Source organism: Caldimonas tepidiphila, assembly GCF_003569765.1.
GTDB lineage: Bacteria > Pseudomonadota > Gammaproteobacteria > Burkholderiales > Burkholderiaceae_C > Caldimonas > Caldimonas tepidiphila.
Genome location: NZ_QXMG01000019.1, coordinates 41438 through 67092 on the forward strand (window position 1 = coordinate 41438; position 25655 = coordinate 67092).

At 72.6% G+C, this 25655-nt stretch carries 23 protein-coding genes and 1 pseudogene; 8 read left to right on the top strand and 16 right to left on the bottom strand.

The genetic code is table 11. From position 1 onward, the window contains the following. Positions 1-56 precede the first annotated feature (56 nt). Entirely contained in the window at positions 57-440 is a 384-nt protein-coding gene (locus tag D3A59_RS13740) for a hypothetical protein (RefSeq protein WP_119155508.1), read from the bottom strand. Further along, positions 437-682 (bottom strand): hypothetical protein, encoded by a 246-nt coding sequence (locus D3A59_RS13745; protein WP_119155509.1) that lies wholly within the window; start codon positions 680-682, stop codon positions 437-439. The genes D3A59_RS13740 and D3A59_RS13745 overlap by 4 nt, the downstream gene beginning before the upstream one ends. 473 nt (positions 683-1155) lie before the next feature. Between D3A59_RS13745 and D3A59_RS13750 the strand changes: the two are divergent. Further along, positions 1156-2805, top strand: a pseudogene (locus D3A59_RS13750) (GMC family oxidoreductase); the annotation flags it as partial. Between the two features lie 61 nt (positions 2806-2866). On the opposite strand, the gene D3A59_RS13755 reads toward D3A59_RS13750, so the two are convergent. From D3A59_RS13755 to glf, 4 genes are all read right to left on the bottom strand, one after another. After that, complete coding sequence (locus tag D3A59_RS13755) at positions 2867-3430, bottom strand: NADPH-dependent FMN reductase (RefSeq protein WP_119155511.1); 564 nt, start codon at positions 3428-3430, stop codon at positions 2867-2869. Between the two features lie 69 nt (positions 3431-3499). Further along, on the bottom strand, positions 3500-3934 hold the full coding sequence (locus D3A59_RS13760; protein WP_119155512.1) for a DoxX family protein: 435 nt from the start codon (positions 3932-3934) through the stop codon (positions 3500-3502). A gap of 28 nt (positions 3935-3962) precedes the next feature. Continuing rightward, positions 3963-6254 carry a sugar nucleotide-binding protein gene (locus D3A59_RS13765; protein WP_119155513.1) on the bottom strand — a complete coding sequence of 764 codons (2292 nt, stop codon included), beginning with the start codon at positions 6252-6254 and terminating at the stop codon, positions 3963-3965. Next, positions 6251-7498: a UDP-galactopyranose mutase gene (gene glf, locus D3A59_RS13770; RefSeq protein ID WP_170162347.1), complete on the bottom strand. Its 1248-nt coding sequence runs from the start codon at positions 7496-7498 to the stop codon at positions 6251-6253. Before glf ends, D3A59_RS13765 begins: the two co-directional genes overlap by 4 nt. 343 nt (positions 7499-7841) lie before the next feature. On the opposite strand from glf, the gene D3A59_RS13775 reads away from it, so the two are divergent. The 3 genes from D3A59_RS13775 (at position 7842) to D3A59_RS13785 (ending at position 10507) form a co-directional block, all read left to right on the top strand. Further along, on the top strand, positions 7842-8732 hold the full coding sequence (locus tag D3A59_RS13775) for a phosphoribosyltransferase (RefSeq protein WP_119155515.1): 891 nt from the start codon (positions 7842-7844) through the stop codon (positions 8730-8732). Between the two features lie 67 nt (positions 8733-8799). Continuing rightward, positions 8800-9225, top strand: a complete 426-nt coding sequence (locus D3A59_RS13780; RefSeq protein ID WP_119155516.1) for a hypothetical protein — start codon at positions 8800-8802, stop codon at positions 9223-9225. A gap of 517 nt (positions 9226-9742) precedes the next feature. Then, positions 9743-10507, top strand: coding sequence for a TSUP family transporter (locus tag D3A59_RS13785; RefSeq protein ID WP_119155517.1), 765 nt, complete (start codon positions 9743-9745; stop codon positions 10505-10507). A gap of 25 nt (positions 10508-10532) precedes the next feature. On the opposite strand, the gene D3A59_RS13790 is transcribed toward D3A59_RS13785, so the two are convergent. The 10 genes from D3A59_RS13790 to D3A59_RS13835 all read right to left on the bottom strand — a co-directional run bounded on the left by D3A59_RS13790 (position 10533) and on the right by D3A59_RS13835 (position 20284). Further along, entirely contained in the window at positions 10533-10991 is a 459-nt protein-coding gene (locus D3A59_RS13790) for a chemotaxis protein CheX (RefSeq protein ID WP_119155518.1), read from the bottom strand. Position 10992: 1 nt separating this feature from the next. Further along, positions 10993-11367 carry a response regulator gene (locus tag D3A59_RS13795; protein ID WP_119155519.1) on the bottom strand — a complete coding sequence of 125 codons (375 nt, stop codon included), beginning with the start codon at positions 11365-11367 and terminating at the stop codon, positions 10993-10995. Between the two features lie 17 nt (positions 11368-11384). Beyond that, entirely contained in the window at positions 11385-13550 is a 2166-nt protein-coding gene (locus tag D3A59_RS13800) for an ATP-binding protein (RefSeq protein ID WP_119155520.1), read from the bottom strand. Positions 13551-13975: 425 nt separating this feature from the next. Further along, positions 13976-15511, bottom strand: a complete 1536-nt coding sequence (locus D3A59_RS13805; protein WP_119155521.1) for a malonate--CoA ligase — start codon at positions 15509-15511, stop codon at positions 13976-13978. Positions 15512-15561: 50 nt separating this feature from the next. Then, positions 15562-16122: a hypothetical protein gene (locus D3A59_RS13810; RefSeq protein ID WP_119155522.1), complete on the bottom strand. Its 561-nt coding sequence runs from the start codon at positions 16120-16122 to the stop codon at positions 15562-15564. Between the two features lie 45 nt (positions 16123-16167). Further along, complete coding sequence (locus D3A59_RS13815) at positions 16168-16971, bottom strand: enoyl-CoA hydratase/isomerase family protein (protein ID WP_119155523.1); 804 nt, start codon at positions 16969-16971, stop codon at positions 16168-16170. Positions 16972-17152: 181 nt separating this feature from the next. Further along, positions 17153-17458: a hypothetical protein gene (locus D3A59_RS13820; protein ID WP_119155524.1), complete on the bottom strand. Its 306-nt coding sequence runs from the start codon at positions 17456-17458 to the stop codon at positions 17153-17155. A 91-nt stretch (positions 17459-17549) separates the two neighbouring features. Further along, a complete protein-coding gene (locus D3A59_RS13825; protein WP_119155525.1) occupies positions 17550-17747 on the bottom strand; it encodes a YgaP family membrane protein in 198 nt (65 codons plus the stop codon). A 95-nt stretch (positions 17748-17842) separates the two neighbouring features. After that, positions 17843-19414, bottom strand: a complete 1572-nt coding sequence (locus D3A59_RS26705) for a methyl-accepting chemotaxis protein (protein WP_119155526.1) — start codon at positions 19412-19414, stop codon at positions 17843-17845. A 171-nt stretch (positions 19415-19585) separates the two neighbouring features. Continuing rightward, positions 19586-20284 carry a Crp/Fnr family transcriptional regulator gene (locus tag D3A59_RS13835; protein ID WP_119155527.1) on the bottom strand — a complete coding sequence of 233 codons (699 nt, stop codon included), beginning with the start codon at positions 20282-20284 and terminating at the stop codon, positions 19586-19588. A gap of 260 nt (positions 20285-20544) precedes the next feature. On the opposite strand from D3A59_RS13835, the gene otsB reads away from it, so the two are divergent. From otsB to D3A59_RS13855, 4 genes are all read left to right on the top strand, one after another. Beyond that, on the top strand, positions 20545-21321 hold the full coding sequence (gene otsB / locus D3A59_RS13840; RefSeq protein WP_119155528.1) for a trehalose-phosphatase: 777 nt from the start codon (positions 20545-20547) through the stop codon (positions 21319-21321). Continuing rightward, complete coding sequence (locus D3A59_RS13845) at positions 21318-23147, top strand: glycoside hydrolase family 15 protein (protein ID WP_119155529.1); 1830 nt, start codon at positions 21318-21320, stop codon at positions 23145-23147. The genes otsB and D3A59_RS13845 overlap by 4 nt, the downstream gene beginning before the upstream one ends. A 118-nt stretch (positions 23148-23265) precedes the next feature. Continuing rightward, positions 23266-24690: an alpha,alpha-trehalose-phosphate synthase (UDP-forming) gene (otsA, locus tag D3A59_RS13850; RefSeq protein ID WP_119155530.1), complete on the top strand. Its 1425-nt coding sequence runs from the start codon at positions 23266-23268 to the stop codon at positions 24688-24690. Beyond that, positions 24687-25643: a mechanosensitive ion channel family protein gene (locus D3A59_RS13855; protein WP_240636055.1), complete on the top strand. Its 957-nt coding sequence runs from the start codon at positions 24687-24689 to the stop codon at positions 25641-25643. Before otsA ends, D3A59_RS13855 begins: the two co-directional genes overlap by 4 nt. Positions 25644-25655 lie beyond the last annotated feature (12 nt).

Below are 25655 nucleotides of genomic sequence, written 5' to 3' on the forward strand. Positions count from 1 at the left end.
TTGTTCTTCATGGCACCGGGAGAGCAATCACGGTGCCTTGGGCGGCGAGGGCCGCGTCAGCTCAGCGCGCGGGCCTCGCGCTCGAAGGGGTTGTCGAGATAGGGCCGGCCGCCGCGCAGCCACAGCCACAGGCTGGCGCCGAGATAGAGGGGGTAGAAGAGCAGGCCCCAGCGCTCGTACTGGCGCACGTGCACGCGCTCGTGGGCGCGGCAGGCGTCGAGCGCGCGGGCGTCGCGCGCGAGGATCACATGGCCGAGGGTGATGGCATCGAAACGGCAGGCCGGCGGCAGCCGGCCGGCGAGGCGGCCGAGGGTGCCGCCGCAGACTTCGAGGGTGCCTTCACTCAGCCGCACACTGGCACCGCCGGCACACATCGGCAGCGCCAGCAGCAGGCCCGGCAGGCTCGCGGGCAGTGCCCAGACCCGCCGCAGCAATCTCACGCCTCGCTCGGGGCGCTGGGCACGACCTCGCCGAGCTGCACGGCCAGCTCCTTGCAGGACGGCTTGCAGACCATCTCGTTCTTGCCCAGCAGGCGCTTGGACTGGAGTTGGTCGGCAGTGCGGTGCTTGCCGCACTTGAAGCACGAACGCGTCGTGGCGCCCACCGAGAAGGGCGAGCCGCCGGGCTTGGAGCGATAACGCAGGCCGTCGTCGCGGACCTGGGTGGTGACGGGTTTCTTCATCTTCAGCCTTGTGTTCACTGCGAGGCGCGCAAGCGCGCGATCGCTGCAGATGGGGACGGCAGGCGCCGGTTCAAGCCGGCACGCTGTCACGACGGGGCGCCCCGGGGGGGCCGATGCGGGACGTCGCACGCATCCCGCTGCCCGCCGCCCGGTCCCCCATGGACAGGAGCCTCCCGCGGGCTGCAGGGGCCGGGGCGGGCGGCGACAAGACCGCTATTGTCGCGCGTACCGGCCGGGCGCGGCTTGCGGCCGGGCAAAACCCGTGCCGGCCGCAGCTGCATCCGGCAGCACCCCGGTCCCGGCGCTGGGAGCAGTCCGCGGCGCACTGCGCCGCACCGTCTGCCGTGCCCGGCCCCGATTGTTCACGGCGCTGAACAATGTGATCGCGACCCCGGCCTGTGCAGCGGGCCGGCATGCGCCTATGCTGCGGCCAGATCGGCACCATCCGGCCGCCGTGCCCCGAGGACAGGTCCATGAGCGACGCACCCACCTTCGACTACGTCATCGTCGGCGCCGGCACCGCCGGCTGCCTGCTCGCCAACCGCCTCAGCCGCGACCCCTCGGTGCGGGTGCTGCTGATCGAGGCCGGCCGCAAGGACGACTACCACTGGGTGCACATCCCGGTCGGCTACCTCTACTGCATCGGCAACCCGCGCACCGACTGGCTCTACAAGACCGAGGCCGACCCGGGGCTCAACGGCCGGCAGCTGCGCTACCCGCGCGGCAAGGTGCTCGGCGGCTGCTCGAGCATCAACGGCATGATCTACATGCGCGGCCAGTCGCGCGACTACGACCAGTGGGCGCGGCTCAGCGGCGACGCCGGCTGGGGCTGGTCGCAGTGCCTGCCCTACTTCAGGAAGCACGAGAACCACTGGCGGCTCGACCCGCAGCAGGCGGCGCAGGCGAGCGAGGAGTTCAAGGCGCTGCACGGCCACGGCGGCGAGTGGCGCGTCGAGAAGCAGCGGCTGCGCTGGGACGTGCTCGACGCCTTCGCCGCCGCCGCGGTGCAGGCCGGCATCCCGGCCACCGACGACTTCAATCGCGGCACCAACGAGGGCGTCGGCTACTTCGAGGTCAACCAGAAGGCCGGCTGGCGCTGGAACGCGGCCAAGGCGTTTCTCAGGCCCACCTGCCACGCGCGGCCGAACTTCACGCTGATGACGGGGGCGCAGGTCACGAAGCTCGTGCTGGAGCGCGACGGCGACGGCGTGCTGCGCGCCGGCGGCGTCGAGCTGATCGACGAGCGCGGCGAGGCGCTGACGGTGCGCGCCGCGCGCGAGGTCGTGATGGCCGCCGGCGCGATCGGCACGCCGCAGATCCTGCAGCTGTCGGGCATCGGCAGCGGCGCGCTGCTCGCCGACCACGGCATCGTGCCGCAGCACGAGCTGCCCGGCGTCGGCGAGAACCTGCAGGACCACCTGCAGATCCGCGCCGTGTTCAAGGTGCAGGGCGTCAAGACACTCAACACGATGGCCAACTCGCTGTGGGGCAAGGGGATGATCGGGCTCGAGTACCTGCTGCGGCGCAGCGGCCCGATGAGCATGGCGCCCTCGCAGCTCGGGGCCTTCACGCGCTCCTCGCCCGAGTTCGAGTGGCCCAACGTCGAGTACCACGTGCAGCCGCTGTCGCTCGACGCCTTCGGCGAGCCGCTGCACCGCTTCGACGCCTTCACCGCGAGCGTGTGCAACCTGAACCCCACGTCGCGCGGCCACGTGCGGTTGAGATCGCCGCGCTGGCAGGACGCGCCGCGCATCTTCGCGAACTACCTCTCGACGCCCGAGGACCGCAAGGTCGCGGCCGACTCGCTGCGCCTGACGCGGCGCATCGCCGCGCAGCCGGCGCTGAGCGCTTACCGCCCCGAGGAGTTCCGCCCGGGCGTGCAGTACCAGAGCGACGAGGAGCTGGCGCGGCTCGCCGGCGACATCGCGACGACGATCTTCCACCCGGTCGGCACCTGCCGCATGGGCTCTGCCTCCGACGACCAGGCGGTGGTGGACACGCGGCTGCGGGTGCGCGGCGTGCGGGGCCTGCGCGTCGTGGACGCGAGCGTGATGCCGACGATCACCAGCGGCAACACCAACTCGCCGACGCTGATGATCGCCGAGCGCGCCGCGGAATGGATCCTGGCCGATGCGGCCCGGCCGCAGCTGCCGCTGTCGGTGGAGGCCGCGTCGCCCGGCGCCCTCAGGCCCCGGATCGCAGCGTCCGAGTCAGCGTGACGAGCTTCGCGAGCAGCTGCGCGATCTTCTCGCGCGTCTTGTCGTCGGTGAGGCGGCCCTGCGCGTCGAAGCGCTGCGCGGCGCTGCCGATCATCACCTCCGGCTGCGCGACCACCGGCATGTCGAAGAAGACCAGCACCTGGCGCAGGTGGTACTGCGCCCGCGCGGTGCCGAGCAGGCCGGTGGACGCGCCCATGATCGCCGCAGGCTTGGCCGTCCAGGCCGCCTGCCCGTAGGGGCGCGAGGCCCAGTCGATCGCGTTCTTCAGCGCGGCGGGGATCGAGTAGTTGTGCTCGGGCGTCGCGAACAGGATCGCGTCCGCGGCGCGCACCGCGTCCTTCAGGCGCAGCACCGCCTCGGGCGCGGAGACCTCCAGGTCCTGGTTGTAGACCGGCAGTCCGTCGATCGGGTGGATCTCGAGCGTCGCGCCCTCGGGCACGAGCGACTTGGCGGCCTCGAGCGCGAGGCGGTTGTACGAGCCCTGGCGCAGGCTGCCGGGGATGCCGAGGATGCGGACGGGATCGCTCATGAGGGGAGGACTCCTGGATCGGGTGGGGCTCCCGTTCTACCGCAGGCGGGCGTGCCCGCGCTCCTCGCCTCAGTTCCAGCGCCCGTTGGCGCCCCCCACGCTGTAGCGGCCGGCGCCGAGCAGCGCGACGGCGAGCGCGCCGAACAGGAACAGGCCCTGCAGCTCCAGCGCCCAGCCGCCCTGCTTGCCGAGCGTGAAGAGCTCGCCGGCATGCACCAGCGCCACCGCGACGATCATGTTGGCGACGACCACCAGCGCCGCCGCCCGGGTCCACAGCCCGACGATCATCAGCAGCGGCGCGATCACCTCGCCGATGTAGACGCCGTAGGCCAGCACGCCGGGCAGCCCGACGTTGGCCAGCATGCCCGAGATGCCGGTCACGCCGCCGGTGAGCTTGGCGACGCCGTGCAGCAGCATCAGCAGGCCAACCGTGAGGCGCAGCACCAGCTTGCCGGCATCGTCGCCAGCGTGCGCGGAGGCAGGAGACCGGGTGACTCTGGCCATGGTTCGCTCCTTTTCGCGGGACTGTCGCTCAGCCGCCCTGCGCGCGCTGCGCACGCTGTGGCTGCAGCGGCGGGTTCGCGGCCTCGCGGGGACCGAGCTCCGGACGCACGTCGTGCACGTCCTCGCCGCGGGTGAGGCAGCCGAACACCCGCTCGGGGGCGGCGGCGCCGAGTCCCGTGTCGACCTCGCGGAGGTAGCGCGCCATCGCGTGCTCGAGCGAGGGCATCAGACGGCCGCGCTCGGTGCCCAGCACCGCGTAGGCCGGGCGCGGCGCCGGCAGCCCGAGCGTCGCGCAGGGCACGCCCTGCACCAGCTCCTGCGGCAGCCCCGCCATGCGCGCCGCCAGCCGCGCGAAACCGGCCCAGCTCACCGCGCCGTCGTTCGCGAGGTGCCACAGGCCCTGCTCTCCGTCGATGAGCAGGTCGAGGCAGGCGCCGACGAGGTCGGGCACGTAGGTCGGCGACACGATCTGGTCCTCGGCCGCGGTCCAGCGCTCGCCGCGGCGCAGCGCCTCGAGCGCCAGCGTGACGAAGTTGTGGCGGTCCCAGGGCCCGAAGAAGGCCGAGGTGCGCACCACCAGCGCATGCGGCATCGCGTCGAGCACGCACTGCTCGGCGGCGTGCTTCGCCTCGCCGTAGGCGTTGAGCGGGCGCGGGGTGTCGCTCTCGACGTAGGGCCGGTCCTGGCGGCCGTCAAAGACGAGGTCCGACGAGAAGGTCAGCAGCTCGACGCCGGCCTGCGCGCAGGCGCGCGCCAGCACCGCCGGCCCTTCCGCGTTCTCGCGCCACTGGCGCGGGTCGTTCTGCGCGTCGTCAACGCGCACGAAGCCGGCGGTGTTGACGATCGCCCAGGGCTGCCAGCGGTCGAGCACGGCCTGCACCGAGGCCGGCTCGCCGATGTCGAGCTCGGTGCGCGTCAGCAGCCGGAACGGCAGGCCGCGCACTGCGCACATCCGCGCGAAGGCCTGCCCGAGCGTGCCGGTGGCGCCGGTGATCAGGATCGGCCGCCCGCCCTGCACCTCGCGGGCCTGCACCTCGCCGTGCGCCGGGTAGATCAGCCGCAGCTCGCGCCGCCACCAGCCCGGCACCGACAGCACCGGGTGGTTGGGCCGGATGCCGTGGCCGAGCTGGCGCGCCACGCGCGCCAGCGCCGTGGGCCGCGGCTCGGGGCCGCGCACGTCCCACAGCCCCGGCTCGTAGTGGCCGCGCGCCTGCGTCAGCAGGCTGTCCCAGTCGAAGGCGCCCATCGCGGACCAGACGGTGACGGCGCGCATGTCCACGCCCTCGCCGCGCAGCGTCTGCGCCGCGCGCCAGCCCTCGAGCAGCCAGCGCAGCTGCTCCTCGCGGGTGCAGCCAAGGTGCACCTCGGTGATCGCGAGCGGGCGGCCGTAGCGCACCGCGGCCTCGCGCAGCCGCGCCTCGAAGCCGCCGATGTGGCGGCCGAGCACGCGCACCGCCTCGGTGTCGACGTAGCGGTCGCGGCCGTTGCCGCCGTGCAGGTGCGCCGGGTAGCGCTCGAGGCGGTGGTCGAGGAAGCGCTCGCTGGTCAGATAGCTGTTGATGCCGACGATGTCGGGCGGGCACGGCGCGCGCTGCAGCTCGTCGAGCTCGGAGGGGCCCGCGCCGGAGGAGGTCAGGTACTTCCACAGCGGGTGGCTGCGCCCCACCCTGCCGCACAGCAGGTCGTAGGACAGCCAGCGGCGCTCGTTCTCGAACTCGGCCTGGTAGCGCAGCGGCTCGGTGCTGCTAGTGTGGCCGAGGTCGTCGGTCTGCACCAGCTGCGCCGCCGGGTTGACGGCGCGGATCGCGCGCATCGCGAGCACGGTGCCACGCACCTGGTTGAGCAGCGCGCGCACGAAGCTGCGGTCGTCGCGGCGATGCGGGTACCAGACGCCGTAGAGCGCGGCGAAGCGCGCGGTAGTCAGCGGCTCGTTGACCGGCGTCCACATGTCGATCCACGGGTAGCGCCGCGCCACCGCGGCGGCGTACTCGGCGAGCTTCTCAGGGAAGGCGGGATCGAGCAGGTCGGTGTGGCGCGGACCGCTGCCGTGGTGCAGCAGGCCGGCGATCGGCGCGAGGCCGAGCTCGCGCATGCGCGCGAGCCGGCCGTCGGCCCAGTCCCAGTCGTAGCGACCGGGCTGCGGGGAGGTGCGCTCCCACAGCAGCGGAAAGCGCATGCGCTTCGCGCCCAGCGAGGCGAGCCGGTCCAGGTCGTCGAGCCGCTGCGCAAAGCCGCTGAGCTCGATCTGGTCCATGTACGCGTCGCCGACGCGGCTGACGGTCGGTTCGATCCCGACCCAGAGTTCCGGCCCCGCGCTCATGCCGTCGTGCTGGCGCTCGTCGCGTTCGGGCTGGCGAGGCCGGCGCCTGCGGCCGCGCGCGTCGCGCCGGCGCTGCTGAAGAGGCCGGCCGGCACCGCGGCGTCGGCCTCGTGGCGCTGGCGCAGCTTCTTGAAGGTGGCGAGCGACTGCGCCACCACCTGGTCCATGTTGTAGTAGCGGTAGGTTGCGAGCCGCCCGACGAAGGTCACGTGCGGCAGCAGCTCGGCCTCGGCCTCGTAGCGCTTGTAGAGCTCGGCGTTCTGCGGCTGCGGCACCGGGTAGTAGGGATCGCCCTCGGCGCGCGGGTACTCGTAGACCACCGAGGTGTGCGGGTGCTTCTGCCCGGTGATGTGCTTGAACTCGCTGATGCGCGTGTAGCCGTAGTCGTTCGGGTAGTTGACGGTGCCGACCTCCTGGAACTGCTCCTGGGGCAGCGTCTCGTGGCGGAACTCCAGGCTGCGGTAGGGGAGCTTGCCGTACTTGCAGTCGAAGAAGGTGTCGATCGGGCCGGTGTAGACCATGTGCTTCCACGGGATGCAGTGCTGGATCTCGCGGTAGTCGGTGTTGAGCATGATCTTGATGTTCGGGTGAGCGAGCATCTTCTCGAACATGCGCGTGTAGCCGTGCAGCGGCATCGCCTGGAAGGTGTCGGCGAAGTAGCGGTCGTCGCGGTTGGTGCGGGTGGGCACGCGCGCGGTGACGCTGGCGTCGAGCTCCGAGGGGTCCAGCCCCCACTGCTTGCGCGTGTAGCCGCGGAAGAACTTGTTGTAGAGGTCGCGGCCGACCTTGGCGACCACCACGTCCTCGGAGGTGCGGATCTGCTCGCGCTTCTCGGCCACCGACTCGAAGAAGGCCTCGAGCTCGAAGCTGGTGAGCTTCAGGCCGTAGAGCTTGTTGACGGTGTCGAGGTTGATCGGCATCGGCACCAGCTGCCCGTCGACGTTGGCCAGCACCCGGTGCTGGTAGGGCCGCCACTGCGTGAACTGCGACAGGTAGTCGAACACGTCCGCCGAGTTGGTGTGGAAGATGTGCGGCCCGTAGGGGTGGATCAGGATGCCGGCGTCGTCGTGGCGGTCGTAAGCATTGCCGCCAATATGACTGCGCTTGTCCACGATCAACACTCGCAGGCCGAGCTGCGTGGCGAGCCTCTCGGCAAGGACGCTGCCGGCGAACCCGGCGCCCACGATCAGGTAGTCGAAGCCCTGCTCCGCTCCGGCCTGCGCTGCGGCCCCTTCGGGAGCCATCATTCCGTTCAATTCGCTCAAAGCCGATCTCCTTTTGCTGCACTGCGGCGACACCGGCTCAGGAAGGGCAAGCGGTGTGCCGCCCTGGGGCGTGCCGCCGTCCGGAACAGGGGTCTTGCGGCGTCGCCGGGTGGCGCGAAAGGCATCCCGGGCTTGCGGCAGGCGCGGCCGGCGACTTGTAACGAGGGGTGGAGCGGCCGGCACCGCGGCGTGGCGCACGGAGCCGGACGGGCGACCCGTGCCGCGCGGCAGCAGGCAGGGGCGGCACGCACCCTCGCACCGCAGGCCGCCCGGAACGGGCGGGGAGCGTCGGCGGGCACGCCATCTGCCCGTGTGAAGGGCTATGGATGAACTGCACATCGCCCACTTCATCGACCGGCGCGACGCCGGCCGCCAGCTGGCGCGGGCGCTGACCCGCTACCGCGACGCGCACCCCGTGGTGCTGGCGCTGCCGCGCGGCGGCGTGCCGGTGGGCTACGAGATCGCGCGCGCGCTGGAGGCGCCGCTCGACGTGCTGCTGGTGCGCAAGCTCGGCGCGCCGGGCTTCCCGGAGCTGGGGATCGGCGCGGTGGTGGAGGGCCGCCACCCGCAGCGCGTGCTCAACGACCGCGTGATGGAGGCGGTGCAGCCCTCGGACGTCTACCTCGACGAGGAGACCGCGCGCCAGCTCGAGGAGATCGAGCGCCGCCGCCGCCACTACCGCGGCGACCGCCCGATGACGCCGGTCGAGGGGCGCACCGTGATCCTCACCGACGACGGCGTCGCCACCGGCGGCACCGCGCGGGTGGCGCTGCGCGCGCTCGCGCGCGCCGGCGTGCGGCACCTGGTGCTGGCGCTGCCGGTGGCGCCGCGCGAGCTGCTGGAGTCGCTCCAGGAGTCCTGCGACGACCTGGTCTGCCTGCACTCGCCGCTGCACTTCGCATCGGTGGGCGCCTGCTACGGCGACTTCACGCAGGTGCCCGACGACAGCGTGATCGAGCTGCTGCAGGCCGCGCGCGCCGCAGCGCCGCCGTCGATGCCGGCCGCGCATGCCGCACCGCCGGAGCTGCGGCACAGGGACGAGCGCTGGGGCGACCCCGACGTGGCGCCCGACATCGACGAGGAGCCCGAGCCGAGCTCGCCGCTGGCGAGCCTGCCGGCGCGCGGCCCGCAGCCGGTGCCGGCGCTGCTGCAACCCTGGCCGCTGCGCGACTCCGAGCCGCCCGCACCGCCCGCGCCGCACCCTCCACACTGAGGGGGATGCGCCCGCCGCAGTTTTTTCATACTAGCCTGTAGCCCTTGCACCCAGGAGGAGGGACGCGATGGACATGGACTGCGAGATCTACCAGCACCTGACGCAGACCGAGCACGCGATGGAGCGGGCCGACCTGCTGTGCCGCGCCGATCCCTGCATCGAGCGCGTGGCCGGCGAGCGCGTGCGTTCGCTGCATGCGGCCGCCACCCGGGCCAAGCGCGATTTCACGCTCGCGGCCGGGGAGTCGCCGCTGTGCAGGGAGCTCGTCGAGCTGGAGCGGGCGCTGGTGGAAGCTTGCGAGGCCTGCCCGGACACCGCCGGCGCCGCGCCGACCGATCACGGGCTGCAGTCGGCGCTGCACGACGCGCTACGCGAGGTGCGCGACCTGCGCCGGCAGCTGCACGGCGACGAGCCGCCGTCCGGCGGCCCGGACGTCCCGGGCGGCAACGGCCTCGACCGGGACGGGCCGCACCAGGCCGCGATCCACCGCTGAGCCGCCCCCGGCGAGGCGCTCACCGTCTCCCCGCCACCGGGAAACAGGCGCCGTAAGGCGCAGGCCTCCGCAGGCCGTCCTCCCGGGTGTGCGAATGCGCTGTCTGCAGGCCGTAACGCCCTCCCGGGATCGGCATGCCGTGCCCAATATTCATTGGGGTTTTTCAGGCTTTTCAGTTCGTCGTCAGTGTCGAAAATGCTGCAAATTGGTGCAGGAAAACCCCTAGTGCACGGCTTGGCCGCGGACCGTACATTCACGTCACTCGCAGCGTCGCCCCCCAGGGACGGCGCTCAAAGCGGGGGTCCGAGGAGACATAAATAAGCTAGCAATAAAAGGCGCTGCCTGGAGCGGATGCCAAAATACCGAAGGCGCTGGTCACTGACGTGGCCAGCGCCTTTCGTCATTTCGGGGCTTCGTGCTCATCGCTCTCCCTGCATGGATGGTGCGGCTGCCGGCCCGGCGGCGGCGCCCGAGAGGGTTTGCAAGCAGCGCGCCCGCCCCCCCTCTCCTGGTCCTGATGCTCGAACTCGCAATCGTCACGCTCGCCTCGCTGCTGGCCGGTTTCGTCGACGCCATCGTCGGCGGCGGCGGCCTGATCCTCGCCCCGGCGCTCTTCGGCACCTTCCCCGCCGCGGCGCCGGCCACGCTCTTCGGCACCAACAAGGGCGCCGCGGTATGGGGCACGGCCTGGGCCAGCGCGCAGTACGCGCGCCGCGTGAGCATCTCCTGGCACGCGCTGCTGCCGGCGGCCGCCGCGGCGCTCGCCGGCAGCTTCGCCGGGGCCTGGGCCGTGACGCTGGTGCCGGCGGACCAGCTGCGCCGCGCGCTGCCGCTGGTGCTGATCGCGCTGCTCGCCTACACGCTCGCGCGCAAGGACCTGGGCCGCTCGCATGCGCCGCGCTTCGCCGGGCGGCACGAGGCGCTGGTCGCCTCGGCGGTGGGCGGCGTGATCGGCCTCTACGACGGCTTCTTCGGCCCCGGCACCGGCAGCTTCTTCGTGTTCCTGTTCGTGCGCCTGCTCGGCTACGACTTCCTGCACGCGTCGGCGAGCGCGAAGCTGCTGAACACCGCGACCAACATCGCGGCGCTGGCGCTGTTCACCGCGAAGGGCCATGTCTGGTGGCACCTCGCGGTGCCGATGGCGGTGGCCAACGTGATGGGCAGCCTGCTGGGCACGCGGCTGGCGCTGCGCCACGGCGCCGGCTTCGTGCGCGGCATGTTCATCGCCGTGGTCTCGGCGCTGATCCTCAAGACCGGCTGGGACGCGCTGCGGCTGCCCTGAGCGCGTCCCGGCCGCTGCCCGCGCCTCAGTGCGTACGCTCGAGGTCCACCCAGACGGTGGCCGGGTAGGAGTTCCAGCGCAGCGTCATCACGTAGGGGTGGCGGCGCACGCGCGCGTGCGTGCCGCTGCGCCCCTGCATACGCACCGGCACCGAGATGTCGAGTCCCGGCCCGAAATGCTTGCGTGCGTTGCCCGCCAGCGTGTTCGCGACCTCGCCCACCGCGTCGAGCAGCGCCGAGTCCGACAGGTCCTGCTCCTGCTGCAGCACCAGCAGCTCCTTGAGCGCCGCGGTGGGCATCGAGACGATGACGTGGCCGTTGTAGGCGCCGGAGAAGGAGACGATGCCGTTGAACTCGTGGCCCTCGAGATCCTCCACCGCGAGGTAGGCGGAAGTGATCTCCGGCTCGATGCGGGTGGTGACCTGGAAGTAGCGCCGCACCGAGTCGACGAAGAGCCGCAGGTCGCTTTCGTTCAGGGTTCCCATCTCAGCGCCTCCCGTCCATCAGGTCCATCAGCGCCAGCACCAGCTCGTCGTCGCCGAAGGGCTTGGAGAGGAAGCCCCGCGCGCCGCGGCGCAGCGCCTGGATCGCGGTGGACTTGTCGTCGAGCGCGCTGAGCACCAGCACGCTCGCGTCGGGCAGCAGCTCGAGCAGCGGCGGGATGCAGGCGAGGCCGTCGAGCTCCGGCATCGTCAGGTCCATCGTCACCAGCTCGGGCCGCAGGCGCTGCGCGATCTGCAGCGCCTCGCGGCCGTCGCGCGCCTGCGCGGTCTGCGCGATGCCGGGCAGGCGGCCCTGCGCCACGATGCGGGCGACGCGCCCGCGCACCATGCTGGAATCGTCCACGATCATCAGTTTCATCTGCACTTTCCTCCTCCTCAAATCGTCACGCACACGCGGAACGCGGTGCCCGCGCCGGGCCGGCTCGACAGCACCAGCCGCGCGCCGAGCGCCCTGACCTGCTGCGACACCACGTCGAGCCCCACGCCGCGGCCGGCATGCTCGTCGGCCTGCTCGGCGGTGGAGAAGCCCGGGCGGAAGATCTGGTTGCCGACCTGGGCGTCGCCCATCTCCTCGACCTGCGCCGGCGTGAACCAGCCGAGCTCGACCAGGCGGCGGCGGATGCGCGCCATCGGCAGGCCGCCGCCGTCGTCCTGCACCACCAGCGCGATGCCGCCCTCGTCCTGCCGCGTCTCGAGGCTGACCGTCACGAGCCCCTCGGGCGGCTTGCGCGCCGCCTGGCGCAAGGCAGGCGGCTCGACGCCGTGCACCACCGCGTTGCGCACGAGCTGGATCGCGACATTGACCAGGCTCACGCGCGTCGCGGTCGGCAGCGCCTCGAAGCCGTCGAGCCGCGCGTCGAGCCTCACGCGCTTGCCGCCGTCGCGGGCGATGCGGCGCGCCAGCGCGTCGAGCCGCTGCGCGAGGCGCTCCGCGCTCTCCGCGCCGTCGCGCGCCGCCGGGGCGCGCTGCAGCAGCCGCTTGAGCGCCTGGAGCCGGTTGAGCAGCTCCTCCAGCGGCACCGGGATGCCCAGCAGCGCCTCGCCGCGCGGCGCGTCGGCCTCGCGCAGCGAGCGCAGCACCGACTCGAATTGGTGCGCGGTGCCCGCCAGCAGCTCCAGCCCCAGCATCGCCGCCTCGCCCTTGAAGGCGTGGATGCTGCGGTACATGCGGTCGAGGCCGCGCGCCACCTCGCGCTCGCCGCTGCCGGCGGAGATGCCGCGCAGCACGTCGTTGACCTCCAGCAGCGCGGCCTCGGAGCGCTCGACGAAGCCGCGCAGCGTGTCGGGCTCGATCTCGAGCGCCTTCACGAGCAGGCCGAACTCGCGCTGCGCCTTCTGCCGCTCGGCGCCGAGGCGCTGCTCGAGCTCGACGCGCGCGCTGACGTCCTGCACCGTGACGAGCAGGTGGCCGGTCGTGCCGTCGTCCTGCTGCACGCGCCGGAACTGGAAGGCGAGGTGGCGCAGCTGGCGCTGGCCGAGCCGGTCGCGCACCTGCAGCTCGACCTCGGTGAGCGGGTTGATGCCCTGCACGAGGTGCTCGCGCACGTGCGGCGAGAACAGCAGCTCGACGTAGGAGCGCGCGTCCTCGAGCACCTTGTCCGACACGAGCGGGCGCAGCACCTCGATGAAGTCCTCGCCCGCGCGCACGCTGCGGCCGAACATGCGGCTCACCGAGCGGGAGATCTGCGTGCCGAGCTGCATCTGCGGCGTCAGCAGGAACAGGCCCTCCTGCACCGCCGAGAGGATCTGGCGGTTCTCCTCGTTGGCCGCCTCGACCGCCTCGTCGGAGGCCTTCATGCGGCGGATGAACTTGAAGAGGATGAACAGGAAGTTCAGCAGCGCCAGCACGATGCCGCCGGCCTGCACCATGCGCAGCACCGCGGCGCGCGAGGCGCCGATGCGCTGCGTCTCGGTCACGAAGTCGTTCGCGGTATCGAGCAGGCGCAGGTTCTGCGCCTGGCTGTAGCCGAGCGCGGCGCCGAGCTGCGCGGCGGTGAAGCCGTCGCCGGCCAGCAGCGGCTGCAGCGCCTCGTGGTAGGGCGTCCAGAGCGCCTCGACCTGCCCGAGCAGCTCGCGCCCGCGCGAGGACTCCACCGCGGCGAGGTAGACCGGCTTGCCGTCGCCGCCCGGCACCACGCCGCCGGCGACGAAGGCTCCCTGCGAGAGCTGGAAGAGCCGGGCGCCGTTGCGCAACTCGGCGAGCGTCTCGGGCCGGTAGGGCTGCCCGGCCGCGCGCGCCGCGTCGAGCTCGAGCAGCGTGCGCGCGATGCGCTGCGACACGTAGCGCTGGCGACCGGCGAGGTTGATCGCCACCGTGTCCTGGTCGATCTGGAACGAGGTGTAGAAGTTCAGCACCAGCACGGCGAGGTCGAACATCAGGAAGAAGGCCACCGCGATGACGATCTCGCGGTACTTCCCGAGCAGGCGGGCGCCGCGCCGGCGCGGCCGGCTCGCCCGCTCGGCAGGCGAGCCGCGGCCCGGCGGATCGGCGGCAGGAGGCGCCAGCAGCGGTGGCGGCGACGCGTTCAGTGGGACGGACATCGATGAGGCTCCAGTCAGGTGCCGGGTCTGCGCCCGCGAGGGCGGCGGGACCGGGCCGGTCGGGGTTCGAAAGGGCTCGGGTCGAAGCGGGTCGTGCGGCGGCCTCACCGTGCGCGGCACTTCCCCGGTCGCGGGATGCCGTGGGCCGCCCGCGCCGCCGCGCAAAAAAAAACGCCCTTCCGCCCGTCGCGGCGCGCGAGCGCCGGCAGGACGAAAGGACGCCGTTGTCCGGAGGGAAGGGCCGCCGTGGCCGATCCGCGGGGAGGTCGCCATTGACCCCCTCGAGGAGGATCAACGCAACATGTATGCCAATGTTTCAGGAGCCCGGCTGCACCTTGACCGGGAGCAAGGGGCGGCGGGCCCGTGCCGCACCCGCAAACGGTGCGGCGCGGGCCTCGGCACGGTGCATCGCGCCCTCGGGCGGCTCAGCCCGCCGCGAACAGCGCCGCGTGCTGCTCGCGCAGCAGGTTCTTCTGCACCTTGCCCATCTGGTTGCGCGGCAGCTCGGGCACGAGGAAGACCCGCTTGGGGCGCTTGAAGTTGGCGATGCGCTCCCTGAGCGCCGCGGTGATCGCGGCCTCGTCGAGCGCGGCGCCCGGCCGCGGCACGACCAGCGCCACGACGCCCTCGCCGAAGTCCGGGTGCGGCACGCCGATCACGGCCGACTCGGCCACGCCGGGCAGCTCGTTGATGAAGCCCTCGACCTCGGCCGGGTAGACGTTGTAGCCGCCGCTGATGATCAGGTCCTTGCTGCGCCCGACGATGGTCAGGTAGCCCTTCGCGTCGAGGCGGCCGACGTCGCCGGTGCGGAACCAGCCGTCGGCGGTGAACTCCTCGGCGGTCTTCTCCGGCATGCGCCAGTAGCCCGAGAACACGTTCGGCCCCTTCACCTGGACGTGGCCGATCTCGTCGACCGCGCAGGCGCTGCCGTCGTCGCGCACGATGCGCACGCCCACCCCCGGCAGCGCCGGCCCGACGGTGCCGGCGATGCGCTCGCCGTGCTCGGGCTTGCAGGGGTTGGAGGTCAGCATCACCGTCTCGCTCATGCCGTAGCGCTCGAGGATGGTGTGGCCGGTGCGCTCGCGGAAGGCCTTGAAGGTGTCGGGCAGCAGCGGCGCCGAGCCGCTGACGAAGAGCCGCATGTTCGCGCAGGCCTCGCGCGTGAGCCCGGGCTCGGCGAGCAGCCGCACGTAGAGCGTCGGCACGCCCATGAAGACGGTGGCGCGCGGCAGGCGCTCGACCACCGCCCCCGGCTCGAACCTCGACAGCCAGATCATCTTGCTGCCGTTGAGCAGCGCGCCGTGGATCGCGACGAAGAGGCCGTGCACGTGGAAGATCGGCAGCGCGTGGATCAGCACGTCGCCGGGCCGCCAGTCCCAGTGACTTTTCAGCGTGAGCGCGTTGCTGAGCATGTTGCCGTGGCTGAGCATCGCGCCCTTGCTGCGGCCGGTGGTGCCGGAGGTGTAGACGATGCAGCCGAGGTCGCCCGGCTGCTTCACGGCGATCTCGTGCGCGTCGCTCATGTGCGCGGCGCGCTCGAGCAGCGAGCCGCTGCGATCCTCGTTCAGCGTGAAGACATGCTTCGTTCCGGCGGTGAAGGCGAGGCGGCTGACCCACTGGAAGTTTCGTCCGCTGCAGACGACCACGGCCGGCTCGGCGTTGCGAATGAAATACTCGACCTCGGCGGCCTGGTAGGCGGTGTTGAGCGGCAGGTAGACGTAGCCGGCGCGCAGCACCGCGAGGTAGAGCATCAGCGCCTCGGGCGACTTCTCGACCTGCGCCGCGATGCGCGCGCCCTCGGGCAGGCCGAGCGAGGCGAGCAGGTTGGCGATCATCGCGGTGCCGCGCTCGAGGTCGCGCCAGGAATAAACGGCGCCGTGCTCGGTCTCGAGCGCGGGCAGCTCCAGGTCGGCCGGCCAGGCGGCGCGCAGCGCCGCGAAAAGGTTCGCGCTGTCGTTCATCGGGAGGTTCCTCGGCACAAGAGCGGCGATTGTGCCGCGCCCCTGCGCGCTCAGCGGCGCGCCGCCGTCGTCCAGCCGCGACGCTGCGCGTGGGCCTGCGTCTCGGCCGCGTCGAGCCTGCCGGCCTCGAAGCCGCAGCTCGCCACCCGGCCCCGGAAACCGCCCTGGCCGTCGGGCGCGTGGATCATCATGATCAGCTCGCGGCCCTCCTTGCGCGGGCGGGAGGAGTAGGCCGTGTGGGGGTCGGGCAGCATCGCCCGGTACCACTCGAGGCAGGCCTCGGCCTCGGCCCGCAGCTCCGCCGCGGACAGCGGCCGGGACGCCGCGGGCTGCGGACGGGGCCGTGCGGGAGCGGAAGGCGCAGCGGCGGCAGGCGCCGAGGCGGCGGGGCGCGGGGGCCGTGCCGGCTCGGGCGGCAGCGGCACCAGCTCGCCGCGGCGGTCCGGCACCAGCCGCTCGCCCCCGCCAGGACAGGCATCCTGCTGGTAGACGGGTTGCCCGTCCTCGATGCAGCGGTGGATGAGCGGCTGCTGCGCGAGGGCCGGCAGCGCGAGCACGGCAAGACCCAGGGCGCACAGCGCGCCCGGGACGGCGGACAGGGTCTTCTTCATGTTCTGGTCCCTCTTCGGCAGAGATGCGGTGGACATCGGCACGGGCTAGGCGCCGCTGAAGCGCGGCGCGCGCTTCTGCAGGAAGGCGTTCACGCCTTCGCGGTGATCGGCACAGGGCGCGTAGTCGAAGAGCGCGGCGCGCTCGGCCGGGGTCGGCCCGCCCGGGCGGCGCAGCAGCTGCAGCGTGCGCTTGTTCAGCCGCGCGGCGTGCGGCGCCCCGGCGGCGATGCGCGCCGCGCTGGCCTGCGCCTCGGCGGCCACCTCGCCGGCCGGCACGACCCGGTGCACGAGCCCGCGCTGCAGCGCGGTGGCCGCATCGAGCAGCCGCGCCTCGAGCAGCATCTCGGCCGCGGTGGCGGCACCGAGCACGCCGAGCACGATCTCCAGCTCGCCGGGCGCCATCGGGAATCCCAGCCGCGCGATCGGCGCACCGAAGCGGCTGTCCGCAGCGCAGACGCGCAGGTCGCAGCAGGCCGCGACCTCGAGCCCGCCGCCGATGCAGTGGCCGTCGATCTGCGCGACGAGCGGCACCTCGCAGCCGAGCAGCGCATGCAGCGCCGGGGCGACGATCTCCTCGTGGAATTCGCGCAGGCGCGCCGGCTCGAAGCGGAAGCCCTGCATCTCGGCGATGTCGCCTCCGGCGGCGAAATGGCCGTCCTCGCCGCGCACGATCACGCAGCGCAGCCGCGCGTCGGCATGCAGTTGCGCCGCAAGCTCGCGCAGCTGCCGCCACATCGCGATCGTGATCGCGTTGAGCCGCGCCGGGTTGGACAGCGTGAGCACCGCCACGTCGGGCAGCGCGGCATGCGCCTCGAGGCGCACGAGGCCGGAGGAAGGGGAATCGATCATGGACGAGGGGCACGGAGCCGGAGCCGCGGGGCGCTCCGATTGTGTCGCCGCGCCGGGCGGCTTCCCTCGGGGCCGGCCCGCGCGCGCTTGCGGGGCCGGCAGTATTGCGCAGATTCGGCGCCCGCCGCATCGGTGCAGGCCCGCAGCCGCCCCTCCCGGGGCGGCCGTCGGCGCCGCCGCGTCAGCGCAGGCGGCCGATGTAGCGCTGCTCGATCGCCTGCGCGGAGCTCAGGAGCGCGTCCGGCGCGGGCGCCGGCACCGGGGACGGCTCGGGCCGGCGGCGGCCGCGCTCGGCGGCGTAGTGCGCGTCGAGCCGGTCGGCCCACAGGCGCAGGTCCGCGTCGGCCTGCTCGTGGCACAGCCGCACGATGCAGCGGGCGTACTCGTCGTTGGAGGCCATCCATTCGGTGTCGGTGATGCGGCCGAGCTTGCGGCGCAGCAGGACATGCAGATGGGCGGCAATCGCGATTCGTTCGGAAGTAGGCATTCGTCTGTCTCTGCACGGCCCCCGCACCACCGCGGTGCGGGGTGAACGTAACCATGCGAAACGCATGCCAGCGGGCGCGACCCGCAGTTGCTCAGTCCCTGCGCCGCAGCGGACAGGTGCCGAGCCCGAGCAGGGAGTACAGCGGGCAGAAGCCGAGCGCGCCGGTGAGCAGCGGCACGAGGCCGATCCAGCCCCAGAGGCCGATCGTGCCGCTGAGCGTCAGCGCGAGCAGCACGAGGCCGGCGACGATGCGCAGGAGGCGGTCGATGCCGCCGACGTTGGATTTCATGACAGGACCTCCGCAAGGAACGCCGCGCGGGCCAGGGGCCCGCAGCCGGCGTTCGCAGTGTCGGGGGTCCGGGACCGTCCGGTCTGTGACCCCGGTCACGCAGCCGGGCGCGACTCCAGCCGGAACACTGCCACCGCCTGCACGAGGCGCGCGGCCTGCTCGCTCATCGAGCTAGCCGCAGCGGCGGACTGCTCCACCAGCGCCGCGTTCTGCTGCGTCATCCGGTCGAGCTGGATGACCGCCTGGTTCACCTGCCGGATGCCGTCCGACTGCTCGTTGGCCGAGGCGCTGATCTCGTTGATGATCGCGGTGACGCGCTGCACGCCGTCGACGATCTCCTGCATCGTGCCGCCGGCCTGCTGCACGAGCGTCGCACCCGCGTCCACGCGCTCGACCGAGCTGCCGATCAGCGCCTTGATCTCGCGCGCGGCCTGCGCGCTGCGCTGCGCGAGCGTGCGCACCTCGCCGGCGACCACCGCGAAGCCGCGGCCCTGCTCGCCGGCGCGCGCGGCCTCGACCGCCGCGTTGAGCGCGAGGATGTTGGTCTGGAAGGCGATGCCGTCGATCACGCCGATGATGTCGGCGATCTTGCGCGACGCGGTGGTGATCTCCTCCATGCTGTGCACCACCTGCGCCACCACCTCGCCGCCGCGGCTCGCGGCGCTGCCGGCGCTGGAGGCGAGCTCGTTGGCCTGGCGCGCGGCCTCGGCGTTCTGGCGCACGGTGCCGGAGAGCTGCTCCATGCTCGCGGCGGTCTGCTGCAGGCTCGACGCCGCCTGCTCGGTGCGGCCCGACAGGTCCATGTTGCCGGTGGCGATCTCGCCCGAGGCGGTCGAGATGCCGTCGGCCGCCTGCCGCACCTCGCCGACGGTGCCGCGCAGCGAGTCGACCATGTGGCGCAGCGCCGCCAGCAGGCTGCCCTGCGGCGCGTCGTGCAGGCGCACCGACAGGTCGCCCCGCGCCACCGCCTCCATCGCGCGGATCGCCTGCGCCGGCTCGCCGCCAATCTGCGAGCGCAGGCCGCGCACCACGCCCCAGCCGAGCAGGCCGAGCGCCAGCAGCGCCAGCGCGCCCGTCACCAGGCCGCGCAGCATGCTCGCGCGCTCCTGCGCCGCGACATCGTCCATGTAGAGACCCGAGCCGACCATCCAGCCCCAGGGCTTGAATTCCATTAGGTACTGCAGCTTCGGCACCGGCTCGGTCTGGCCCGGGCGCGGAAAGTAGGACATCACCCAGGCGCGGCCGTCGCTGCTGTCGCGCAGGCTCTTGACGAACAGGGGGACCAGCGGCTCGCCCTTGGACTTCACCTCCACGGTCCGGCCTTCCCACTCGGGCCGGATCGGATGCATGACGGTGACCGTGTCCATGCGCCAGATGTAGAAGTACTCGGTGCGGCCGTCGGCGCCACCGTAGCGGGCGGTGCGCACCGCCTCGCGTGCCGCGTGCTGCGCCTGCTCGAGCGTCATCTCGCCCTTCGCGGCACGGGCCTCGTAGCCCGCGATGATGCTGTAGGCCGCCTCCACCGCCGAGCGCAACTGGACCTCGCGCCCCGCCCTCACCTCCTGGCGGCTGCTCCAGGCCGACTGCAGCGTCACCAGCACCACGCAGGCCAGTGCCGCGCCCACCAGCAGGGCGATCTGCCTCCCGAAGCTCATCCTTCTCAACATGCCGATGTTCTTTCTCTTCCATGCGCGACGGCACCCGCCCCATGCGCGGCACCTCGATCGCGTCTGTCTTCGGCGCAAGGACCGAAAACTTGACGCATTTGCTGGCATCCAAGGAGGATTTGTGCTGGCAACCGTGAAAAAGGACGGGGCAGCGGCGCGGCACGCGCGCTTTCAGGACGGCAAGGCCCCCTGCGCGAGGCGGCGCAGCGCGACCGCGTCGACGATCTCGATGCGCTCGCGCCCGAGGCGCACCCAGCCCTCGCGCTCGAAGCGCTCCAGCAGCCGCGAGACGATCTCGCGCACGGTGCCGAGTCGCTCGGCGAGCTGCTGGTGCGTGGTGTGCAGCGCGGGGCCCTGCCCGAGCAGCGCCGCGGCCAGGCGCTGGTCGAGGCGCTGGAAGGCCACAGCCTCGGACAGCGCCATCAGCTCGGCGAGCCGCTCGGCGAAGAGGCCGAACAGGTAGCGGCGGAAGGGCGCATGCGCGGCCCAGCGCTCGAAGGCGGCGGGCGACAGCACCAGCAGCCGCGTCGGCTGCGTCGTCTCGCCCTGCGCCGGCAGCACGGCGGCGCCGAACAGGCAGCAGGCCGACAGCAGGCAGACCTCGCCGGGCGCGACGCGGTAGAGCTCGAGCGCGCGGCCGCCCGCCGAGGCGCGCAGCACGCGCACCTCGCCGTCGAGCACGAAGGGAAAGCCGCCGCAGGGCCGGCCCTCGTCGAACAGCGGCGTGCCGGCGGGCGCCTCCAGCCAGCGCGCCTCGCGGGCGAGGTCCTCGACGAGCCGCTCGTGCGGCAGCCCCTGCAGGCACGCGTAATGCCGCAGCAGCGCGTCGAGCCGGGCGGCCGATTCGGCGGGAAGAGATGGAAGAGCCATGTCCTTTGCAAGTGGCAGGCCCAAAGTCAGGAGTGTAAGTTCGGGATACCGGACCTGTCGCGGATGGAAACCGGGAGGCGAAACCGGCAAGCGGCACCTGCCCCCGGATCCCGGACGCGGCAGCTTGCCGCCGCCGGCGAGATCCCGCCCGGCGTCCCGGTGCGACAGGAAGGCCCACCGCCCTGCAGCCAGGGCCGGTGCCGCGCCTCCCGGATGGCCCCGCGGGCGATGCCGCGGCCGATTGCAACAAAAGGAGCGACATGCAGCCCTTGCCGCCGATTGATTCCGATTCCGCCCTGTTCCTCGATTTCGACGGCACGCTCGTCGACCTGGCGCCGCGGCCCGACGCGGTGCGGGTGCCCGAGGGGCTGGTCCGGACGCTCGAAGCGCTGTCGCGGCGGCTCGGCGGCGCGCTGGCGGTGGTGTCGGGCCGGCCGATCGACGAGCTCGACGCCTTCCTCGCCCCGCTCGTGCTGCCGCTGGCCGGCGTGCACGGCAGCGAGCGCCGCGACGCGCAGGGCCGGCGCAGCACGCCGGGCGACGCGCCGGCGGCAGTGCTCGCCGCAGTCGCCGAGGCCCGGCGCCGGGCCGAGGCGCTCGCCGCCGAGCACCCCGGGCTGCTCGTCGAGGCCAAGCCCGGCGCGGTGGCACTGCACTACCGCGGCGCGCCGCAGCTCGAGGCGCTGTGCCTGGCGGCGATGCGCGAGATCACGCAGGCCACGCCCGAGCTGAACCTGCTGCACGGCAAGATGGTGCTGGAGGCCAAGCCCTCCCATGCGAACAAGGGCGCGGCAATTGCTGCCTTCCTGCAGGAGCCGCCGTTCGCCGGCCGGCGTCCGGTCTTCGCCGGGGACGACGTCACCGACGAGGCCGGTTTCGCCACCGTGCAGGCCTGCGGCGGCACGACGATCAAGGTGGGTCCGGGCGAGTCGATCGCCGCGCAGCGGCTCGACGGCCCGCAGGCGCTGCGCGACTGGCTGCGCGACGCGCTGGCCCGCCTCGAGCCAACCTCCGCCATGAAAGCCCCGCCCCGATGAGCAGCTTCGAGTCCCCTGCCACCGCCGCCTCCCGCCCCGCCGCCTCGCTGAACGTGGGCGTGATCGGCAACTGCACCTACAGCGCGCTGATCGATGCGCACGGGCGCATCGTCTGGTGCTGCCTGCCGCGCTTCGACGGCGACCCCGTGTTCCATTCGCTGCTGCACGAGCCCGCGGGCGACGACGGCGCCGGCTTCTTCGCAATCGAGCTGGAGAACATGGTGCGCTCGGAGCAGTGGTACGAGCCGAACACCGCGGTGCTGCACACGCGGCTGCACGACGACCGCGGCCAGTCGGTCGAGATCACCGACTTCGCGCCACGCTTCATCGAGCGCGGCCGCACCTTCCGCCCGATGATGATGGTGCGCCGCGTGCGCCCGGTCTCGGGCGCGCCGCGCATCCGCATCCGGCTGCGCCCGGCCTTCGAGTACGGCCAGCAGCGCCCGCGCCTGACGCTCGGCAGCCATCACGTCACCTACCACGGCCCCGGCCTGTCGCTGCGGCTGAACACCGACGCGCCGCAGACCTACGTGCTCAACGAGACGCCCTTCGTCCTGCACACCCCGCTGAGCCTGCTGCTCGGCCCCGACGAGACGCTCGGCAGCGCGATCCACGACACCGCGCGCGACTTCGAGATGCGCACGCGCGACTACTGGCGCACCTGGAGCAAGCGGCTCGGTATCCAGGCGGAGTGGCAGGAGGCGGTGATCCGCGCCGCGATCACGCTGAAGATGTCGCTGTTCGAGGACACCGGCGCGATCATCGCCGCGATGACCACCAGCATCCCCGAGGCGCCGCACACGCAGCGCAACTGGGACTACCGCTACTGCTGGCTGCGCGACGCCTTCTTCGTCGTGCGCGCGCTCAACAGCCTGTCCGAGGTCGGCACGATGGAGGACTACCTGCGCTGGCTGACCAACGTCGTCTCGCAGGCCGACGGCGGCCATGTGCAGCCGCTCTACGGCATCGGGCTGGAGAAGGAGCTGACCGAGCGCATCGTGCCGCACTGGTCCGGCTACCGCGGCATGGGCCCGGTGCGCGTGGGCAACCAGGCCTGCGAGCACTTCCAGCACGACGTCTACGGCAACATCGTGCTCGGCGCCGCGCAGGCCTTCCACGACAAGCGGCTGTTGCGCCCGGCCGGGCGCGCGGAGTTCGAGGCGCTGCAGCTCGTCGGCGAGCAGGCGCTGCGCGTGTTCGACCAGCCCGACGCCGGCATGTGGGAGCTGCGCACGCGCGCGCGGGTGCACACCTCGTCGGCGCTGATGAGCTGGGCCGCGGCCGACCGGCTGGGCAAGATCGCGCAGGCGCTCAGGCTGCCCGAGCGCGCCGCCTACTGGAGCGGCCACGCCGAGCGCATGCGCGAGCACATCCTGCGCGAGGCCTGGAGCGAGGAACGCAAGGCCTTCGCGGAGAGCTTCGGCGGGCGCGACCTCGACGCGAGCGTGCTGCTGATGGCCGAGGTCGGCTTCATCGACCCGCGCGACCCGCGCTTCGTCGCCACCGTGGACGCGCTCGAGACGCACCTGTGCGACGGCCCCTACATGCGCCGCTACGAGGCGCCGGACGACTTCGGCAAGCCCGAGACCTCGTTCAACATCTGCGCCTTCTGGCGCATCGACGCGCTCGCGCGCATCGGCCGCAAGGGGCAGGCGCGCGAGATCTTCGAGACGCTGCTGGCCACGCGCAACCCGCTCGGCCTGCTGTCCGAGGACACGCACCCGGTCACCGGCGAGATGTGGGGCAACTTCCCGCAGACCTATTCGATGGTCGGCATCATCAACGGCGCGACCCGCCTGTCGCAGCCGTGGGACACGCTGATCTGAACCGGGCGGACACCCGGCGGCGCGAGCCGCAGCGGGTGCAGAGCCCGCCCCCCAGGAGCCCCGATCCGTGCCGCTGCGACGGCCCGCCGGGCGCTCCGCTGACATGGAGAGAGATGACATGGCCCGACTCGTGGTGGTTTCCAACCGGCTCGCCGACCCGCGCAAGGCCGCGGCGGGGGGTCTCGCCGTCGCGCTCGGCGAGGCGCTGAACCAGAGCGGCGGCCTGTGGTTCGGCTGGAGCGGAGAGGTCGTCGAGGACGCCGCCCGCGCCCCCGACGACGGGCTGCAGGTGCAGCCCGCCGGCCGCGTGACGCTCGCCACGGTCGATCTGACGAAGAGCGACCACGACGCCTACTACCTCGGCTACAGCAACCGCGTGCTGTGGCCGGTGTTCCACTACCGGCTCGACCTTGCCGACTTCGACGCGGGCTTCCTCAGCGGCTACCGGCGCGTCAACAAGATGTTCGCGCGCCACCTGATGGAGCTGCTGCGCCCCGACGACATCGTCTGGATCCACGACTACCACCTGATCCCGCTCGCGGACGAGCTGCGCGCGCTCGGCAGCCGCCACCGCATCGGCTTCTTCCTGCACATCCCGCTGCCGCCGCCGCTGGTGCTCGCCGCGCTGCCCGGCCACGAGTGGCTGATCCGCGCGCTGTTCGCCTACGACGTGGTGGGCTTCCAGTCGCAGGCCGACGTCTCGCACTTCGAGCGCTTCGTGATGAACGAGGCCGGGGCCGAGAAGCTCGCCAGCGACCGCTTCCGCTGCTACGACCGCAGCGTGGTCGCGCGCGCCTTCCCGATCGGCATCGACGTCGACGAGTTCCAGCGCCTGGGCCAGATGCGCGAGGCGCGCGAGATGTACGAGACGATGCGCGAGCAGTACTCGCGGCGCGAGCTGCTCGTCGGCATCGACCGGCTCGACTACTCCAAGGGCCTGCCGCAGCGCCTGCGCGCCTTCCGCAACCTGCTGCAGGACTATCCCGACACGCGCGACCGTGCCACGCTGATCCAGATCGCGTCGCCGACGCGCGAGGACGTGCGCGCCTACACGACGATCCGCCGCGAGCTCGAGGGCCTGTGCGGCCACATCAACGGCAACTACGGCGAGATCGACTGGATGCCGGTGCGCTACATCAACCGGACGCTGCCGCGGCGCAAGCTGCCCGGGCTGTGCCGCGCCAGCCGCGTCGCGCTGGTCACGCCGCTGCGCGACGGCATGAACCTGGTGGCCAAGGAGTACGTCGCCGCGCAGGACCCGGCCGACCCCGGCGTGCTGGTGCTGTCGCGCTTTGCGGGCGCGGCCGAGCAGATGCGCGAGGCGCTGCTGGTCAACCCCTACGACACGCAGGGCACCGCCCGCGCGATCCACCAGGCGCTGAAGATGCCGCTGGAGGAGCGCCAGCGCCGCCACGCCGCGCTGCTGGCGGGCATCCGCGCGCAGGACGTGCACTGGTGGCGGCGCAGCTTCCTCGCCGCGCTGGGCGACGAGGTGTCGGCCCCGTCGGAGGAGTCCTACGAGCCGGCGGAGGAGGCACGTTGAACGCGGATGTCTGGAACAGCCTGCTGCTGCGCTGGGGCGGGCTCGGCGGCGTGACCTCGACCGCGCTGCGGGTGGTGGCGATCCTGCTCGCCGCCTGGCTCGCGATCGCGGTGCTGCAGCGCATGATCCGCCTCGTGCGGCTGCGCCTGTCGACGCACCTGCACGACATCGAGGCCCAGCGGCGCGCCGAGACGCTCGGCCGCGCCCTGCGCTACATCGTCGCGGTCGTGATCTCGGCACTGGCCTTCATGCTCGTGCTCGGCGAGATGGGCATCTCGCTCGCGCCGATCCTGGGCGCGGCCGGCGTCGTCGGCGTCGCGGTCGGCTTCGGTGCGCAGAGCCTGGTGAAGGACTACTTCAACGGCTTCTTCCTGCTGCTGGAGAACCAGATCCGCGTCGGCGACGTGGTGCGGCTGTCCGAGCGGCACGCGGGCCTGGTCGAGGAGATGACGCTGCGCTACGTGCGGCTGCGCGACTACGACGGCCACGTCCACTACGTGCCCAACGGCAGCATCTCCGAGGTCATCAACATGACGCACGGCTTCGCGCAGGCGGTGTGCGACGTCGGCGTGGCCTACCGCGAGAACGCCGACGAGGTGCTGGAGGTGATGCGCGAGGTGGGCGAGGCGATGCGCGCCGAGGAGGCCTTCGCGGACAGGATGCTCGACGCGACCGAGATCGTCGGCGTCGAGCGCTGGGACGACTCGGCGGTGATCCTGCGCGCGCGCTTCAAGGTGAGCGCCGGCCAGCAGTGGACGGTGCGGCGCGAGTACCTGCGCCGGCTCAAGGCGGCCTTCGACGCGCGTGGCATCGAGATCCCCTACCCGCACCTCACGCTGTACGCGGGCGAAGGCAAGGATGGCAGCGCGCCGGCCTTCCGCACGCAGATGGTGCGCGACCCGGCGCGGCCGACGCTGGCGGCCAACGACACACCGAGGCCGGAACGGGCCTGAGCGCGGCGCCGC

Coding starts and splice junctions, on each gene's coding strand:
- D3A59_RS13745 (WP_119155509.1), bottom strand. CDS start 682: ATGAAGAAACCCGTCACCACCCAGGTCCGCGACGACGGCCTGCGTTAT.
- D3A59_RS13755 (WP_119155511.1), bottom strand. CDS start 3,430: ATGAGCGATCCCGTCCGCATCCTCGGCATCCCCGGCAGCCTGCGCCAG.
- D3A59_RS13760 (WP_119155512.1), bottom strand. CDS start 3,934: ATGGCCAGAGTCACCCGGTCTCCTGCCTCCGCGCACGCTGGCGACGAT.
- D3A59_RS13765 (WP_119155513.1), bottom strand. CDS start 6,254: ATGAGCGCGGGGCCGGAACTCTGGGTCGGGATCGAACCGACCGTCAGC.
- glf (WP_170162347.1), bottom strand. CDS start 7,498: ATGGCTCCCGAAGGGGCCGCAGCGCAGGCCGGAGCGGAGCAGGGCTTC.
- D3A59_RS13775 (WP_119155515.1), top strand. CDS start 7,842: ATGGATGAACTGCACATCGCCCACTTCATCGACCGGCGCGACGCCGGC.
- D3A59_RS13780 (WP_119155516.1), top strand. CDS start 8,800: ATGGACATGGACTGCGAGATCTACCAGCACCTGACGCAGACCGAGCAC.
- D3A59_RS13785 (WP_119155517.1), top strand. CDS start 9,743: ATGCTCGAACTCGCAATCGTCACGCTCGCCTCGCTGCTGGCCGGTTTC.
- D3A59_RS13790 (WP_119155518.1), bottom strand. CDS start 10,991: ATGGGAACCCTGAACGAAAGCGACCTGCGGCTCTTCGTCGACTCGGTG.
- D3A59_RS13795 (WP_119155519.1), bottom strand. CDS start 11,367: ATGAAACTGATGATCGTGGACGATTCCAGCATGGTGCGCGGGCGCGTC.
- D3A59_RS13800 (WP_119155520.1), bottom strand. CDS start 13,550: ATGTCCGTCCCACTGAACGCGTCGCCGCCACCGCTGCTGGCGCCTCCT.
- D3A59_RS13805 (WP_119155521.1), bottom strand. CDS start 15,511: ATGAACGACAGCGCGAACCTTTTCGCGGCGCTGCGCGCCGCCTGGCCG.
- D3A59_RS13810 (WP_119155522.1), bottom strand. CDS start 16,122: ATGAAGAAGACCCTGTCCGCCGTCCCGGGCGCGCTGTGCGCCCTGGGT.
- D3A59_RS13815 (WP_119155523.1), bottom strand. CDS start 16,971: ATGATCGATTCCCCTTCCTCCGGCCTCGTGCGCCTCGAGGCGCATGCC.
- D3A59_RS13820 (WP_119155524.1), bottom strand. CDS start 17,458: ATGCCTACTTCCGAACGAATCGCGATTGCCGCCCATCTGCATGTCCTG.
- D3A59_RS13825 (WP_119155525.1), bottom strand. CDS start 17,747: ATGAAATCCAACGTCGGCGGCATCGACCGCCTCCTGCGCATCGTCGCC.
- D3A59_RS26705 (WP_119155526.1), bottom strand. CDS start 19,414: ATGTTGAGAAGGATGAGCTTCGGGAGGCAGATCGCCCTGCTGGTGGGC.
- D3A59_RS13835 (WP_119155527.1), bottom strand. CDS start 20,284: ATGGCTCTTCCATCTCTTCCCGCCGAATCGGCCGCCCGGCTCGACGCG.
- otsB (WP_119155528.1), top strand. CDS start 20,545: ATGCAGCCCTTGCCGCCGATTGATTCCGATTCCGCCCTGTTCCTCGAT.
- D3A59_RS13845 (WP_119155529.1), top strand. CDS start 21,318: ATGAGCAGCTTCGAGTCCCCTGCCACCGCCGCCTCCCGCCCCGCCGCC.
- otsA (WP_119155530.1), top strand. CDS start 23,266: ATGGCCCGACTCGTGGTGGTTTCCAACCGGCTCGCCGACCCGCGCAAG.